The organism is Pseudomonas sp. PS02290, from assembly GCF_029960075.1.
Taxonomy (GTDB): domain Bacteria; phylum Pseudomonadota; class Gammaproteobacteria; order Pseudomonadales; family Pseudomonadaceae; genus Aquipseudomonas.
Genome location: NZ_JASCOY010000013.1, coordinates 1 through 14,458 on the forward strand (window position 1 = coordinate 1; position 14,458 = coordinate 14,458).

A 14,458-nucleotide genomic window follows, 5' to 3' on the forward strand; every position below is an offset into this window, starting at 1 on the left:
GCGTCAGTCAGTTGCGCGTGCCCTCTTCCATCACGGCCGAGGGCTTCTACCGGTCGCTTGGCTACTCAACCATTCGCGATGAATACCATGGCGAGGAGCGGACGATCATCATGGAGAAGTTGCTGGCGTTTCCGGCGTAGTCAGCGACGCCACACCCGCCCTTCTGCACTGACCACCCAGGGCGAGCGATCGGCAACAATCCGCACACCGCCGACCCAACGCTCTGCCGGATCAAGATCAAGCCCGTTCAAGTCCCCGCGCACTACCCGCTCACCCTGCGCCGTCAGCCGTACAAGACGCTTGGGCCACTCGCTGCCCGGTTGTTCATGCAGCAGCGGTTGAGGTGCATCGATGAGAGGTCTCAGCAGCGCATGAAACATCATGTCGCCCAGATACGGCAGCGGCTCATAATTAAGCATCAAATGACCGAAGACCTTACCGGCGGGCATTTCGCCTTTCTCCGCGAGAATGCGCAGGATCAATCGCTGGGTCAGGCTCAAGCCATCCTCGACGCCGGGCAATTCTTGCAGCTGCCTCGCCAACGCGGGGCCGAGCAGCGGCAGCGCCGAATGGTGTTGCGCCGCGAGCTCGGCCCAGCGACTTGGATCGGGGGCGGTGTAGGCGGCCCATACCTGCCGGGCCAGTGCCAGGGCGTCCTCACCGATGGCGCGCCGCTGGGGCCAGAGCCAGGCGAGTACGTCCGGGTCGAGTTGCCCGATGCCGATGAATCGCTCGACGCCGGGCACCCGATTGATCTCGATCAGCTCCAGCCTGCGCGGCACGCTGGGTAGACTCGCCAGCAGTCGAACCAGAAACAGTTGATCGTACGCATCGCCCTCGCACCACAGCACCAGTTCACTGTCGGCATTCAGGCGTGCCAACGCCTCACGCTGCATCGCCTGGCGCTGCTCGGCGTCACGGGGTGACAGTCCAAACGCCTGCTCGGCAAACGCGGCACGTACCGCCCAATATTCATCGTCAGGCAGCGCGGGCACCGGGCCCATGACCATGGGGTCGTCGAACATCTGGAACGACCCTGCAAAGCCGGCAACCCGCAGGCTACGCTCGATGTCGTTGCCGCAGCGCCAGTGCTGGACCTGTGCTTCACCCGTCGCCGCGAAGTCCGGATGACGGGCGGCAAACGCGACGGCGTCGGCATGGGCGATCAATTTGGGCCAACTGGCGAACCCCGCCTCGCGGGCCACCAGCCATTGGGTGTCGGCGAGCCGATAGTCCGGGCCCGACAGGCCCATCGCGCGCAGTTGCGTTCGGGCGTCGTCCGCTTCGTTGTTTTTCAGGGCTTTGAGAAGACGTTTTGCGTGCTTGCGCAGCGCAGGTAGATCGAGCCGACCGTGTTGACGGGACGCATTAGTGGCAGGCATGCCAACTCCTTACAGGGCTCGGTCCGCCGACAAGCCGGGAGCTGGAATGAATGATTGGGGAAACGCTTGCCTTGGGAAACCCCTTCGCGCGGACCGCAGGCGCAGCAGACGCCCGGAGGCCGACTTTAGCGGGAAGGTCATGAGGATGCAAAGGTTGGCGCGGGAATTGGGTACGGGAATGGGACGGCATCACGCCGTGAGTGCTACCCCACGGCGCGTGCATCCCTCGGTTTACTGCCCGTTCTCGCGTTCAGGCGAGGAAGGGCCTGACGTTATGTCAAACGAGCCCAATCTCCGGATGATCCTGAGCCACGCCTACCAGTGCCACCGACACAGCGTCCGCTGTCGTGGATGGGCTGGCCAACAACGTTGAGGCGTCGGCAAATACCATCGCTTTTGAAGGGAGACCGGCTTTGAAATCACCGTCCAGCACCAGTTCGAACCGATGCCCTTGCACGTCGGCATCAAGGTCTTTCAGGTAGACCCGGGTGTGCTCGGCGTTGGTGGTGAATTTCAAGGTGCCGTCATGGCCGTCGCCAAATCCGGTAAAGCCGAGGCCCGAGACATCGATGGTGTCGTGAGCGGCATCGAAGTCGCCGATGCGGTCGGCATGGCTGGCAGTCGCTGTTCTGTAGCTGTCGGACACCGAGGCAAAGCGGAACAGGTCCGAACCTGCGCCGCCGAACAGCACGTCGGCATCGGCGCCGCCGATCAGGGTGTCGTTGCCGCTGCCGCCGAGCAATCGGTCATGGCCGGCGCCGCCCCACAGCAGGTCCGCGCCCGACCCACCGTTCAATGTGTCTGCCCCGTCCCTGCCATTGATGGAGTCGGCCTTGGCCGTGCCATTGAGGGAATCGCTGGCACTGCCGCCGTCGATGGCATTCAGCACGGGGTTGGTCCCGACGTGGTCACCCGCGCCTTGCAGCGATACCAAACCCTGCTGCAGATGAGCGAAGGTGTTGCCATAAACCGAATTGCTGCCTGACTGGCCGCTCTCCTCCGCCACGCCGAAAGTGCTTTTGGCGCCGCCCGTGATGATGTTGTCGGCGAAGGTGTTGTGGTCAGCCGGATGGAGCTTGCCGGAGACGCCGCCGCGATCGTCGAACGGCTGGATCAGTACTTCAGGAATGCCGGCTTTCTGCGCGTTCTCGTGGATCAGATTGCCGCGGACTTCGACGTCCGTGCTGCCATAGACACGCACGCCGGACGTGCCGTTGTGGTGAATATCCACGCCGCTGATGTCAACGCCATTGGACAGCTTCACCAGCACGCCTTCAGCCGCGTTGCCGTAGACCTCGCCGCCTTCGATGGTGATGTGATACGGCGAGGGAATGTTTTCGCTGCCGCGCTGGACGACAATGCCACCGCCGCCATTGTCGTGGGAGACGTTGTTCAGCAGCGCCAGGTCGTGGGTGGTCGTGACGATGTTGAAACCGTGGCGGTCATTGTCGTAGGCCAGGTTATTGCGAAACGTGCTGTCGATCAGGTAGTCGGCAACGAACCCGTCCAGCCCGTTGCCGTGGGACACGCTGTTTTCGATGAGCATGTTCGCCGTGCGCTCGTGGGGGTCGAAGCCGTAGCCCGAGCAATCGCGAATCTCCACGCCGGACAGCGTGACATTGGAGTCCTGACCCGGCTGGCCCGGCAGAAAGCCGTTGTACCAGCCATCGACCTTGCCGCTGGTGGCATCCCGGTTGCCGTCGAGGGTGAGGTTGCTGACGCCGAAATCGTGGGTCGCCTCGCCGCTCGCCGAGCGGATGATGCCGGTGACCGCCTGGTCGGTGCCGTCTGCCAGCTTGAGCACCGTGGCGCCCATGCCGTCGCCCTTGATGAACACGTTGCTTTTGAGCATCAGCGCGCCGTCGGCAGGCTTTCCGCCCGGGGTCAGGGTCCAGGTGCCGGCAGGAATATAAACATCACCGCCGCCGGCTTTTGCTGCCGCATCGATGGCGGCTTGAATGGCTGCGGTGTCAGAGGTATGTCCATCGCCAACGGCGCCGAAATCCCGGACATTGAATTGCAGTGTCATAACGTGCTCCGTTTTGAATGAAGAGACGGGGGCAGTATGGGCATGCTGTGTGAAAGGCGGGTCATCTGACGGGACAGGTGACGAGCGGTGGGGTCGCGTGCCTCCCGGGGATCACGGTACCCGGGAAGTCCGCCATTCACCCAGCCTTCAACTCCCCGTCCTGCTCAAACCGCTGCTGCAGCAAATGCCGCGCCGCACCTGCGTTGAGGTAGGTCCCGATCAGTTCGGCCAGCTCGGGGATCTTGAGCTTTTTGTCATCGCGGCAGAACTGGGAGAGGGGCAGCATCAGCCAGCGTTTCTTCTTGTTGAGCACGGCATCGGGTGAGAAGAACGAGCGTGGGGTCAGCTCGGGCAGCGGCGCGTCGTGTTCAAGCAGAACAGTCAGCATGAGCACATTGCCGACGTGAAGGCTGAAATCGGCGATGTCGCGAATCGGCAGCGGCGCTTTGAGGTTGGCGAACACGAAGTGATCCGGCGTCAGCAGCAGCGCCGTTTTATTAGCGCGTCTGAAGAATCGCAATCCAAAGGGCAGCGTGCACAGCGTGATGAGCAGAGCGACGCCGCCACCGACAAAGAACGGCTGCGGATCACGCCCTGCCACCCCTGAAAACAGCAGTGGGGCAAGCAGCAGAACCAGCCCCGCCAGCGCCGACAGGCCACTGAATCCGAGCAGGATCTGACCCCGCAGGCGGGCCCCTTCATGCAGTGCGACGTCGCCGGTTACGTTGCCGGCGTGGGTGCGCAACGTCTCCACGATCGCAGCGTCCTGCTGAACATGATGGCTCAGATAATCGTCCGTCAGGCGGCTGCGCAACACCTCGGGCCGCGCGAAGTAGCGATCCATCGCCGCACAGGCTTGCGTTGCATCCAGGGGTCGCGTGCCCGTGCGCACGGCATCGTCGATGGACACCTTGAGAGACGCCACGCGCTCGCCGTTTGAAGGGTGGGTGTCTGACGGGTGGGGCAGCTGAGTTGCCATCTCTTCTTCCGGCAAGGTAAGCGGCAGCGCAGCCATCTCATGCAGAAGTGCCGTGGGCAGATCCTGAACGGCGCTCTGCTCGGGGGTGACATGAGTGGCTTGGGCGATATGAGTGGCCAGGCGGTCCTGAAGCAGCGGATCGATGGCGGAAATACGCACCAGGGCCGACGCGGCAGCCAGATTGCCCGCCAGCTGCGCACCGGCGGCATCGGCTTCCAGCTCGCGCACACGGCTCCAGTGCATCACCGCGTGGTCGAAGCTTTCCATGAAGTAGGCACCCAGCATGAACGCCGGGTGCAGGGTCGCCCGTTGCAGCCATTCACTGTCGACCAGGGTCTGACCAATCACCACCAGGCTGCGCTCGATGCCGTGGTAAATCGGCACGAAGCGCATGCTGAACTCGGTGTCCGCGCCGGCAAAATGCCCCAGCTCGTGGCCGATGACAGCGGTGGTCTCGGCTTCGTCGAGGATGCCCAGATACACCAGCGGCACATGCAGGGTGCGGCCCGTCAAGGTGGTGTTGGCCGGCGCCAGGGCGATGTCGCCGGAGGTGACGTAAAAGCCGGCAGCCATGCCCAACACGATGTGATCCGGCGGCAGTGCGCCCAGTTTTCGGGCCAGCTCGTTGACGTAAGCCCAAAGCACCGGCGCCTGTTCGGCGGTGACGGCCTCTCCCATCACATCCATCGGCGTAGGCTGGAACATGTTGAGCATGACGCGCAACTGCGTGCCCATTTGCCAGATCGAATACAGGCAACCCGCGACAACTACCATGGCAGCGAACATGAATTTCATTTCGCCGGCGGACAGTCGCCCGGCGTGCCAGAGATTCAGCGCCTCGAAGGCGACGATGGCGGCGATGACAGCCCCCATGACCACCACATGCCCTACCAGAACGAAGGGCAGCAGTTTGGTCACACGGGTAAAGCCATGCAGCAGTTGTTCCCGCGAATGCATGGCGCGCCGGCCCGCCCAGTTAAGGCCCAGCAAGCCGAGCCCGCCCACTAGGGCAGCCAGCAATCCCAGCGCGATGACCCCTGTTGCGAGCCAGACCATGACGTTGCTCAGCGGCAGCAGAGTGTCCAGTTCGTCCTGCAACCCGGCGACGCGGGCCAACGCCTCGTTGACTTCCATTTTCTCGCCGTCGCCGACGTCGACCATCACTGGGCGCGAACCGCCTTTGGCGGCAATGGCTTGCAGCTCCGGACGCGCTTCATTGAGGTCAGCCTGATAGCCCGCGTAGACCTGGCGGTCCTCGCTGCTGCGTTGCAGCTCCCAGACCCCAAACAGGTTCAGCGCCAGCGGGAATAAAACCAGTACAGCGATGAGCTTCAGCTTTTTCATGGGGCGACCCTTTTCACAGCGCCGCCGAGTGCCATCCCTGGCGCGCGCCTGCTTCCCTGGACAAAGGGTCTGATGCCCTTTGCGTGCTTTACACAACCAAGGGATAACTCACCCTCGGTGCCGTTATCAGGTCCGGATTCAGCGACCCAGCAACACGGCCTGCATGCGTGTCTGCGCTTCCTGAACCACCTTGGCCTTGGCATTCAGGTCCTGCAGCAGCGTGTTCAATTCAGCCTGGACCTTGGGGTCCGTCACTTGAATCACCGAGCCATTGATCTGGATCTGCGCCTTGTGAGCGTCGACGTAGTCCGCCACTTTGAGGCCCGATTCGAAGGTGCCATTGACTTGCGGCATGACGGTCAGGAGCGTGTTGGCCGGGACGGTCACCGTGCGATCGTAGGCGCTGTCATACACGGTTTTCAGATCGTCCGGCTGCTTGAGCTGGGCATGGGCGGCGTCAGCTTTCGCCAACTGTTGCTTGAGCTGTGCGACCAGATCGTTCACGCCGGTTTGCACCGTCTTGAGATCATCGCGGCGCTCAATCACGTCGCCCAATGAATGGAACGCGCCTTTCTGCACGAAGCCGTTGAGGGGTTTCATGCTGGCGTCCATACCACTGTTGAAGTCAGTGATCACGGCGTAGTGCTGGGTGTAATCGCCGAAAGACTTCGATTCTTCCGGTGTCAGTTTGGGCACGTGGACGCCCGGCTTGTCGATGATGCGGGTTTGCAGGAACTGCTTGAACGCGGCGCGCTGGTCAGGCTCGCTGCTGCCGCAGGCGGTCAGGAGCAGCGGCAGTGCGAGGGCGAGTAACCAGTGGCGGCTGAATGAGACGGTCATTGTCGGGGAATCTCCAGGGAGTGAAAAAAGCCGTTGGCAGAGAAATCTTGCTTCGGGGCGGTACAGCGTTCGGGTTCAGACGGCAGTTTGTCGATGCCGATGAACCGTCTGTAAGCGTGATGCTAGATAGCTTACGCAAAAATAAATTCCCTTTGGATCCTATTATTTTGTAATTTTGCGAAATGTTACGCAGTCGGCGCAGTGCGTCCACATGAGCACTTGAACCCTGTACGCCGATCATTCTCAAATCCGCGCACACCCGCTCCGGGCTCAAGGAAGACAACATTCATGACACCCAACGCGTTTATCGCAGCCCCAGGCTCCCCAAGCCTGCACACAGGAACTCACCCATGATCGTCGGTATTGACCTCGGCACCACTAACAGCCTGGTCGCGGTCTGGAAAGACGATGCCAGCGTGCTGGTGCCGAACGCGCTGGGCGAGCTGCTCACCCCCTCCGTGGTCGGGCTGGACGATGAGGGCCGGATTCTGGTCGGGCAAGCCGCCCGCGAACGACTGCATACCCACCCTTCCCTGACCACTGCGTTGTTCAAACGGCACATGGGCAGCGCCCACCAGACCGCCCTCGGCAATCATATATTCCGTCCTGAAGAGCTTTCAGCGCTGGTGCTCAGAAGTCTCAAGGAAGACGTCGAGCGCGCCTATGGCGAGACGGTCGTTGAGGCAGTCATCAGCGTGCCCGCCTATTTCAGCGATGCTCAACGCAAAGCCACGCGCATCGCGGGAGAACTGGCAGGCCTGAAGGTCGACAAGCTGATCAACGAGCCCACCGCCGCCGCGCTGGCGTTCGGCTTGCCGCAACACGGCAAGGAATGTTCTTTTCTGGTGTTCGATCTGGGTGGCGGGACGTTTGACGTGTCGATCCTCGAGCTGTTTGAGGGCGTGATGGAAGTCCGCGCCAGTGCGGGGGACAACTTCCTCGGTGGCGAAGATTTTGACCGGCTGCTGGCCGAGGCCTTCGTTCGCGCCCAGGCCGACCAGCCAGGCTTTCCCGCCCCCGAATCCATCGCCCACGCGCTGCATCGCGAAGCCCAACGCCTGCGCATTGCCCTGGGCCAGGTTCGCAGCGACGCGTTCGTGCTGCGGGTGGACGGCCAGCAGTGGCAGCAAACCTTCACTCAAGAGGACATGGCCGCGCTGTATGCGCCGTTGCTCGAGCGGCTGCGCAACCCGGTCGAACGGGCCATGCGCGACGCCAGGCTGCAGATCGGCGATCTCGACGAAATCCTGTTGGTCGGCGGCACCACGCGTATGCCACTGGTGCGCAAACTGGCGGCGGGCATGTTCGGGCGCTTCCCTTCGATTCAGCTCAACCCCGACGAAGCCGTGGCCCACGGTGCGGCGATACAGGCGGCGTTGAAATCCCGGGATGCGGCCCTGGAAGAAGTCGTGCTGACGGACGTCTGTTCCTACACCCTGGGTATCGAGGTCGCAGAACGGGTCGGCCAGCACCGTGAGTACGGACACTATCTGCCGATCATTGAGCGCAACACCACCGTACCCGTCAGCCGGGTGAAGACCGTTTACTCCGCCGACGCAGGGCAAACCGGCGTGACGGTGAGCATCTTCCAGGGCGAAAGTCGTCTCGTGCGCGACAACATTCCTCTGGGCGAACTGGAGATTCCCCTTCCGCCCCACAACAAGGGCAACGTCGATCTCGACGTCCGCTTCACCTACGACAACAACGGCATTCTCGAATGTCAGGTCACGATCCCCAGCACGGGCGATGCGTTCGCACTGGTGATCGAAAACAACCCCGGCGTGCTCAGCCCTGAGGAAGTTGCCCAGCGCCTGCAAGCGCTCGCTGCGCTCAAGGTGCATCCGCGCGATCAGCAGATCAATACGCTGTTGATGGCGCGTCTGGAGCATCTCTATCAAGAGAGCCTGGGCGAGCGCCGCGAACTGATCGGTGACTGGGCAAGCCAGTTTCAGCGCGCCCTCGACAGTCAGGACGAGCGCCTCATCCGGCAGACGCGCACGGAGCTGAACGAGCGGCTCAAACAGCTGGAACATGGCGGGTGGCAATGACCCATGGACACGACGTTCGATTGCTGGAAGATTCTCGATCTCCCTGCCCGCTCCGACGAGCGCAGTGTTAAACGCCAATACGCCAAGCTGCTGAAAATTACCCGTCCGGACGAAAATCCGGTCGCGTTCCAGCAACTGCGCGAGGCCTACGAGCGCGCGTTGCAACTGGCGCGCGACGGCGACGATGGCGTTGGCAGCGACGCTTCGTTTGTACAGGCTTCGGCAGCGCCTCTGGTGCAAAGGCCTGAGCCGGTCACCCGGCCAGTGGTGCGTTCCGCTCAGGAGCAGGCCGCCGAACTGCTCGAAACGTTCGACGATGCTGCCGTTGATCAGTGCTGGAATGAGGCGATCGCACGGGGCATCGAATCGACCGTCGAGACCCTGCTGTTCATGCGGTGCGTCCAGGCGCCGGACGCGCACCCGAACCTGTTGCATTGGGGCCTTGAAACCCGCCAGTGGCTGACGCCGTGGCAGCAGATTCGCCCGCGGGAGGCCGATCAGCAGCGGCTTGGCCATTTGCTCTCAATGGGGTTGTACCGCAGGCTGGAGCAATACATGGCGGCCGGCGAGGAAACACGCTTTATCGGGTGCCTTGAGCACCACAGTCGACAAGGCTGGCTGGGCGATTTAGCGCGTCGCCAGACGCTTCACGTGCAGGTGCTCGATCTTTTTCTCGAACATAAGCACTGGTCCCCCGCTTTGTTTCAAAGGATCCGGCAACTGTTCGCCTGGGACAGCGAGTCAGCCGTTGTCCCCATCGTTGATGAGCAATGGCACGCGCTGCTCTGGCGCTGCGAAGAGAAGAAATGGGTGGACGAATTGCGTGCGCTGGTGCGCCAGGGCGAGGAGCATCCCAACCCACGCGCCAATGCTGCTGCGCTGTTCCTGACGGGTTCGTCGGCGGAACGCCTTCAGGCACGCGTTGCGACATTCACCGAGGCTGAGTGGCAGGCTTGCGAACAATTATCCGAGGACTTCACGAAGCGGTTTCCCGACTGGGCACGGAGGTTCCCGGACCACAATCCATGGTTCTGGAAAGCACTGGTGGGGCCGGAAAGTCCGCCCCACGTCACGCAGCGGGCGGGCATTGTTCTGACCATTACTCTCGCACTGAATGGCATACTCGACGTCTCCGCCCCTCTCCTGCTCTTGGTGGTCATATCGCCGCTCATCTTGATGACAGGGCTGCTACTCACGTACATGGGCAAGAAGCTGTATGAGCACTGGGTCAGATTCTCGGAGTACTTCTACGATGAGGATCAACGCTTCAGCGCATGGTGCGCACGCCATACACTGACGCGGAATCGGCGTTATCTGGTGATCCGCAACGGCGTACCGGTGCTGGCCCTGGCCTTTGTGCTCTGGAAATGGCTGGGACTTCTCGGGGTGGCCACCTACGTCATCACTGGCCTGATCGGCAGGCTGCAACCCAAAAGTGCAGTGCCAGTGGATCGCCAATATCGCTGGCGCAAGCCGCTGCAGGCGATCTACCGGATCGCCGGGCTCAGCCGTCTGCAGTGGCTGTTCTGGATCGTCATGGTGAGTGTGATTGCGTATGTGCAAATGAACATGCCCGGCACTCAGCTGACGCGAGGCACCTGAGACCGGGCCGCTTTCAGGAGAACTCGCACGCAAGGGCATGGCCGTAGAAAAAGAGGCCCCCTGCAGCGGTATCGCAGGACAACGCTACAGCCGAATGTCCTCCGGCCGCTGAATCAGCGCCTCGATCCGGGTGCCGGTGATCTGCTCTTCATTGGAAAACCCGTCATACCGCGCCAGCTCACCAAAACGGATGCCGGTGAGCGCCTCAATCTGGGTGACGCTGCGTCGATACGTCCTCAGTGCGCCAAACACCAGTTCCAGCTTGCCCAGCTCGCGGGTCTGGTCGATCACGTACGCGCTGGCCGAAGGTTTGCCGTCATCGCCAAGGAACGCGACGACTTTCCAGAAGGCTCGGGGGATTTGCACGCCCCGGTACAGCGGGTCGTCACTGCGCAGGACCGGCCCGGTAAACACCGTGGCGCGCTCTTTCCAGCGGCGGGTGTTGTCCAGGATGAAATCTTCGAGTTCCAGCCAGGTTTTCTGGTTGAAGGCGGACATCTGCGGCGAGCAGTTGGTGAAGTGGAAGGTGTCCTGATTGGCGGTCTGCGCCTCGGCGCCCCAGTTGGGGTCCTGGCGGCGAACCAGATGGCCGCGATCCAGCAGGTTGTCGCGGTACAGATCGTCGCCAATCTGCGCCTCGACCGGCAGGCGACCGTCGTAGGCCCAGTTGTCCTGACTCCGCACGATCTCGACGCTGCTGCCACCCTCGATGTTCACGCCCACATACAGCGCAATGCGCCGACTCCGGGACATGCTGATGGAGAAGTGGGTGTAATCCAGACGATTGCCCGGATTGCCCACCGGGAACACGTCGTCCGGCGTTGATGTCGTCGGCCAGGGCACGACGAATTCCCCGAGGAAATCGCCGCTGTAGCCTGAGCGACCTTCCAGTTGCGACGCCGGCGTGACCCGTCCTTGGGGGGTTGATCGCAGCGCGGTGGCATGGGATGACGGATCGGCGGTGATGGGCTGAAGATCAGCAAGACGGGGGCGGTGGGCGAGATCCACCTGAGCGTTATGTGTGGGCATCCTGCTACCTCTTGATTGATGGGGGTCCGTCGGACGGGCCCTGTTTAACACCGAACACGATCATGTGCCGCCAAGTGTGAATATCACATGACCTGAGGGGGTATCGGCTAACGGTGGGTTCACAGCACGAATTGATGTTGACCGAGAGGGCCCCTTCCCGGCTGAAGCCGGTCCTACAAAAGCATCGTATGCGTGCAGTGGGATTGGCGGTGACCTTGACCGTTGGACTGGCTTTAGCCGGGAAGCCTTTGATCTGATCTAAATGCGCTTTTGATCTTGATCTTCATACACGGCGAGTGCAGACGACACCAGTCGCGACTTGGGTGCAGGCTGAACGCAGGTCTCGCGCAGTGGGTCGAGCCGCATGGATGCGGCGAGAGCGCCGTCAGGACATGGATGTCCGTTCGGCGCGGGCCTACGGAGCGGGACCGAAGTGAAGGAACCCCGACGCAGGAGGGGCCCAACCAGGAGCACAAGCCCTTGGTTACTTGGGGCTTTATCAAGTAACTCGCCGAAGGCGAAACAGTCTGCCCCCAGGCAGACGCTCTTGATCTTCCATCAGCCGCACCACTGCCGGCAATGGACAGCGAGCGTGAGTCGTCACGACCCAATCCTTGCTATCATCCGCCCCCGCGCGCACGAATGATCGAGAGCCCCGCCTGCCGTTCGATACATGCGCCAAACGATCAGCTCGCAAAACCGGTTAACGCCCCAAAGGAACCCGAATGCAACACGTCACGTTGAACCGTTTCTACGCTGGGGTGCTCGCGCTGTTGCTGTGCGTCACCCTGCCCGCTTTCGCACAGGCCGCGGCGGCGCAGGTCGCGCCACAAACCGCACCGCAGGCCGCGAGCCAACCTGATGCAACGCCGGAAGTCGAGGCGCCAAGCCTGGATGACCTGAGCGAACAGCTCGACCAGATCCGGCAAAAAGTCACCGTCAGCGCCAACGATGACCTGCTGTCGAGCCTCCGCCAGGCCGCATTGCAGGTGCAGAAGCAAGCCGATGATCTGATCGCCAAACAGGCGGTCGACATCGAGCACCTGAACGATCAGCTGAACATTCTCGGCCCGGTGCAACCGGATGAAGCGCCCACCCTGACCAGCCAGCGCAAGGCACTGACTGCCCAGAAAAACGCGCTGGTCAGCGACGAACGCCAGACCAATACCTTGAGTCAGTCGGCACGGGACCTGGCCACGCAGATCTTCAGCCTGCGCCGCAGCCTGTTCGACTCGCAAATCAGCACGCGCACGGCCAGCCCTCTCAGCTCGGCGTTCTGGTCGACCCTGATTCGCCCGACCGATGACGACCTCAGGCGCATGAACGGTTTGCTGGACGACGTCCGCAGCGTGTTCACCAGCGCACTGGCCCCCGGCAACCGGATGCTGTTTGCCAGCGTGGTGATCGGCGCGCTGCTGATCTGGGTGGTGGTGCGCCGCCTGCTGGAGAGCCTGCTGATCCGCCTGATGGTCCGCTGGCTGCCCGAGGGCCGTCTGCGCCGCAGCGCCCTGGCACTGGCCGTCGGTCTTTCGACCGTGCTCACCATCACCACTGCCACTTCCCTGCTGCGCTGGGGCATCACCAGCAATGCAGTGCTGAGCAACGACGTGGTCAATCTCCTCGACCAACTGCAGACGCTGATCACCTTCTGCGCCTTCATCGTCGGCCTGGGCCGCGCGCTGTTGATGCTGCCGCACCCCTCGTGGCGCCTGCCGAAGATTCCTGACGAGATTGCCACGGCCATGGGCCGCTTTCCGCCTGTGTTGGCCCTGGCCCTGATGGTCATCGGCACCCAGGAGCGGATCAACAGCGTCATCGCCAGCAGCCTGGCGCTGACCGTCGCGGTCAACGGCCTGACGGCGCTGGCGGTTTCCCTGGTGTTTTTCTTCGGCCTGGTGCGCTACCGCCGCACCCGCCGCCGCTTTGCAATCGAGCGTCCGGGCGGCCTCGCCGGGTTGATCCCCTTCGTCGTCGCGGTCTGGGTCGGATTGAGCCTGCTGGCGTTGCTGAGCGGGTACCTGACGCTGGCCTACTTCCTTGCGGTCAAGCTGCTGTGGATGAGCGTGGTCGCGTCAACCGCCTACCTGCTGGTGGCGTTCTTCGGCGACGTCTGCGAAACCCTCCTGTCGCCCAAGCAACCGGGGGGCATGGCACTGGGTTCGGCACTCGGCCTGTCCCCGCGCCATCAGGCCCAGGCGAGCACCATTCTGGCGGGCGTAGGCCGCAGCTTGCTGTTGCTGGCCGCCGCGCTGCTGGCCTTTCTGCCCTCGGGTTCAAGCCCGGGCGAGTTGCTCGAAAGCTTCACCCAGATGGAAGTCACAAACAAATCCCTGGGCAACCTGAACATCGTTCCAAGCGACATTCTCATGGCACTGGGTTGCCTGGTACTCGGCATGCTGGGCGTGCGCGTGCTGAAGGAATGGTTCGGCGAACGGCTGCTGCCGGAAACCAACATGGACGCCGGCATGCAGGCGTCCCTGGTGACCCTGATCGGCTACATCGGGTTTGTGCTGGTGATTGCGGTGGTGATGTCCACCCTGCACATCAGCCTGACCAACCTGACCTGGGTAGTGAGCGCCCTGTCGGTGGGGATCGGTTTTGGTTTGCAGGCCATCGTGCAGAACTTCATCTCGGGCTTGATTCTGCTGACCGAGCGGCCAGTCAAGGTCGGGGACTGGGTGAGCCTGGCGGGGGTCGAGGGCGATATTCGCCGGATCAACGTGCGTGCCACTGAAATCCAGATGTCCGACCGCTCCACGGTGATCGTGCCGAACTCGCAGTTCATTACTCAGAACGTGCGCAACGTGACCATGGGCAACGCGCTGGGCGTAGTCGGGATTTCCCTGACGCTGCCGCTGGAAACGGATGTCCTGCAGATCCGCGAACTGCTGTTGCAGGCGTTTACCGAGCACGAAGCCGTGCTCGATACGCCAGCGCCCTCGGTCACCTTCAAAGACTTGACCAACACGGGCCTGATCATCAGCGCCAGCGGTTACGTCAACAGCCCGCGCTCGGTGGGCAGTGCTCGAAGCGACCTGTTGTTTACCGTGCTGGGCCGCCTTCGGGAAATGGGCATCGCGTTGTCCGCACCGCAGAGCATGGTGTTGATCAACGACGGGCTGAGCAAGGAGCAACCGCCGGCAGTCGCTGATTGATCACCCCGCCCCATTAAGACACGCGGCGCGGCAGTCGACCCTTTCATGAC

Annotated in this window: 7 protein-coding genes and 2 pseudogenes; 4 read left to right on the forward strand and 5 right to left on the reverse strand. The window is 62.5% G+C overall.

What is annotated here, in order from left to right; all coding sequences use genetic code 11:
* Window positions 1-140 (forward strand): annotated as a pseudogene (locus tag QMX88_RS08910) (GNAT family N-acetyltransferase); the annotation flags it as partial.
* On the opposite strand, the gene QMX88_RS08915 reads toward QMX88_RS08910, so the two are convergent.
* The 4 genes and pseudogenes from QMX88_RS08915 to QMX88_RS08930 form a co-directional block, all read right to left on the reverse strand.
* Window positions 141-1,382 (reverse strand): DUF1835 domain-containing protein, encoded by a 1,242-nt coding sequence (locus QMX88_RS08915; RefSeq protein WP_282368343.1) that lies wholly within the window; start codon window positions 1,380-1,382, stop codon window positions 141-143.
* 382 nt (window positions 1,383-1,764) lie between these two features.
* A pseudogene (locus QMX88_RS08920) lies at window positions 1,765-3,411 on the reverse strand (right-handed parallel beta-helix repeat-containing protein); the annotation flags it as partial.
* A gap of 136 nt (window positions 3,412-3,547) precedes the next feature.
* Window positions 3,548-5,734: a M48 family metallopeptidase gene (locus QMX88_RS08925; RefSeq protein ID WP_282368347.1), complete on the reverse strand. Its 2,187-nt coding sequence runs from the start codon at window positions 5,732-5,734 to the stop codon at window positions 3,548-3,550.
* A 138-nt stretch (window positions 5,735-5,872) separates the two neighbouring features.
* Complete coding sequence (locus QMX88_RS08930) at window positions 5,873-6,574, reverse strand: DUF3053 domain-containing protein (protein ID WP_192173482.1); 702 nt, start codon at window positions 6,572-6,574, stop codon at window positions 5,873-5,875.
* A 350-nt stretch (window positions 6,575-6,924) separates the two neighbouring features.
* Between QMX88_RS08930 and QMX88_RS08935 the strand changes: the two genes are divergently transcribed.
* Both QMX88_RS08935 and QMX88_RS08940 read left to right on the forward strand, forming a co-directional pair.
* Entirely contained in the window at window positions 6,925-8,622 is a 1,698-nt protein-coding gene (locus tag QMX88_RS08935) for a molecular chaperone HscC (RefSeq protein ID WP_282368351.1), read from the forward strand.
* 3 nt (window positions 8,623-8,625) lie between these two features.
* Window positions 8,626-10,224: a J domain-containing protein gene (locus QMX88_RS08940; RefSeq protein ID WP_282368353.1), complete on the forward strand. Its 1,599-nt coding sequence runs from the start codon at window positions 8,626-8,628 to the stop codon at window positions 10,222-10,224.
* 84 nt (window positions 10,225-10,308) lie between these two features.
* Here QMX88_RS08940 and QMX88_RS08945 read toward each other — a convergent pair whose 3' ends face one another.
* Window positions 10,309-11,253: a DNA/RNA non-specific endonuclease gene (locus QMX88_RS08945; protein ID WP_282368355.1), complete on the reverse strand. Its 945-nt coding sequence runs from the start codon at window positions 11,251-11,253 to the stop codon at window positions 10,309-10,311.
* A 725-nt stretch (window positions 11,254-11,978) separates the two neighbouring features.
* Between QMX88_RS08945 and QMX88_RS08950 the strand changes: the two genes are divergently transcribed.
* A complete protein-coding gene (locus QMX88_RS08950; RefSeq protein WP_282368357.1) occupies window positions 11,979-14,408 on the forward strand; it encodes a DUF3772 domain-containing protein in 2,430 nt (809 codons plus the stop codon).
* Window positions 14,409-14,458: the final 50 nt, after the last annotated feature.